The organism is Geminocystis sp. CENA526 (assembly GCF_050753365.1).
In the GTDB taxonomy this organism is placed as follows: Bacteria; Cyanobacteriota; Cyanobacteriia; order Cyanobacteriales; family Cyanobacteriaceae; genus Geminocystis.
In genome coordinates this window covers 1-1,799 of the sequence record NZ_JBLZFY010000243.1, presented here as the reverse complement: position 1 = coordinate 1,799, position 1,799 = coordinate 1, and the positions used below count along the sequence as shown (strand labels likewise).

Annotated in this window: 3 protein-coding genes; all 3 read right to left on the bottom strand. The window is 33.6% G+C overall.

What is annotated here, in order from left to right:
- Positions 1-194: 194 nt before the first annotated feature.
- A complete protein-coding gene (locus ACN4EE_RS23075; protein WP_431708854.1) occupies positions 195-656 on the bottom strand; it encodes a DUF29 domain-containing protein in 462 nt (153 codons plus the stop codon).
- Positions 657-755: 99 nt separating this feature from the next.
- Complete coding sequence (locus ACN4EE_RS23070) at positions 756-1,217, bottom strand: DUF29 domain-containing protein (RefSeq protein ID WP_431708853.1); 462 nt, start codon at positions 1,215-1,217, stop codon at positions 756-758.
- A gap of 120 nt (positions 1,218-1,337) precedes the next feature.
- Positions 1,338-1,799: DUF29 domain-containing protein (locus ACN4EE_RS23065; RefSeq protein WP_431708852.1), on the bottom strand; the 462-nt coding region annotated here is incomplete at its 5' end.

Here is a 1,799-nt window from a genome sequence, read left to right as displayed (position 1 = left end):
AGATTATAGTCAGTATCGTATAAATTTGTTTGGTTTTTGATTAATTGGGCTACCATTACGACTACCTCCGATTATTTTGTTAGCTTATTATAATTCATTTTAATCGAGTTTTGGGAATGGAGGAGGTTCGATCGCTTATTTGGGAGAGGGAAAGGTGCGATCGAGTTTGGGAATAAGGAGGTTCGAGGGGGTTTTTAGGGAAGCCAGTTTTCATCTAAGATTTGTTCGAGGGGTGCGATCGGCTCTTCAGGGAAGGTAGTAGCCTGTAATTGGGAGCGATCAATTGCAATTAATCTTCCTTTTTTATAACATGTATAGAAATTTTCGACTAAATAAGGCTTTAAACTGGGACTGTCTTCTAATTCTAAGTTAATTAACTGCCTAAAATTGCGTATTTCTGCTTCCCAATGACCTTTATTATATTGATACTCTGAATGCCAATATTTCAGTTTCAATAAATGTTCACATAGTTTAATTAAAAGACTTTGCAGTTTCTTTTTATCACGCCTACTCAAATCTAAAACCTCCTCAATCAAATTTTCCCAATCAAGGGAATCTAAATCTCTATTTTGTAATTGTTTAACCGTTTCTAATACCCAGAGATTATAGTCAGTATCGTATAAACTTGTTTTGTTCTTGATTAATTGAGCTACCATTACGACTACTTCCGATTATTTTGTTATCTTATTATAAATTATTTTCATAGATTAGGTTCGGTGCGATCAAGTTTGGGAATAAGGAGGTTCGAGGGGTTTTTAGGGAAGCCAGTTTTCATCTAAGATTTGTTCTAAGGGTGCGATCGGTTCTTCGGGGAAGGTATTAAGGGGAAGTTGAGACTTTTTCGATACTATTGCTCGACTATCTTGATAGCATTCTTCCAAAAAATCTTTCAGATAAGGTTTTAAACTAGGACTATCTTTTAAAAGACGTTTAATTTGTTTCCTAAAGTTTATAATTTCTCCTTCCCAATGCGCTCTATTTCTTTCTTTTTCTGTTTCCCAATATCCTATTTTTAAAAGGTGTTCAATCAATCTTGTCAATAAACTTTCGAGTTTTCTTTTATCACTTCGGCTCAAACCTAATACCTCCTCAATTAAATTTTCCCAGTCAAGGGAATCTAAATCTCTATTTTCTAACTTTTTGACGGTTTCTAATATCCAGAGATTATAGTCAGTATTGTATAAATTTGTTTGCTTTTTAACTAATTGGGCTACCATTACGACTACCTCCGATTATTTTGTTAGCTTATTATAATTCATTTTAATCGAGTTTGAGAATGAGGAGGTTCGATCGAGTTTGGGGGGGCGATCGAACTTTAAGTTAAATTTTGTGACGATTTAGGGAAGCCAGTTTTCATCGAGGATTTGTTCAAGGGATGCGATCGAGTTTTCGGGGAAGGTATTGAGAGGAAGTTGAGAGTGTTTAGAAGCAAGATCTCGTCCATCTTCATAAGATTCCTTGAATATTTCTGTTAGATAACGTTTTAAACTGGGACTAGCTTTTAATTCTTTTCTAATTTGTTTCCTAAAATTAGCAATTTCTCTTTCCCAATGTCCTTTATTTCTCTCTCTTTCAGAATCCCAATAGTGTAATATGAGCAAATGTTCAATTAATCTCATTAATAAACTTTCTAGTTTTCTTTTATCACTTCTACTCAAACCTAATACCTCCTCAATTAAATTTTCCCAATCAACGGAATTAAAATCACGATTTTCTAGTTTTTTAATGGTTTCTAATATCCAAAGATTATAGTCAGTATCGTATAAATTTGTTTGGTTTTTGATTAATTGGGCTACCAT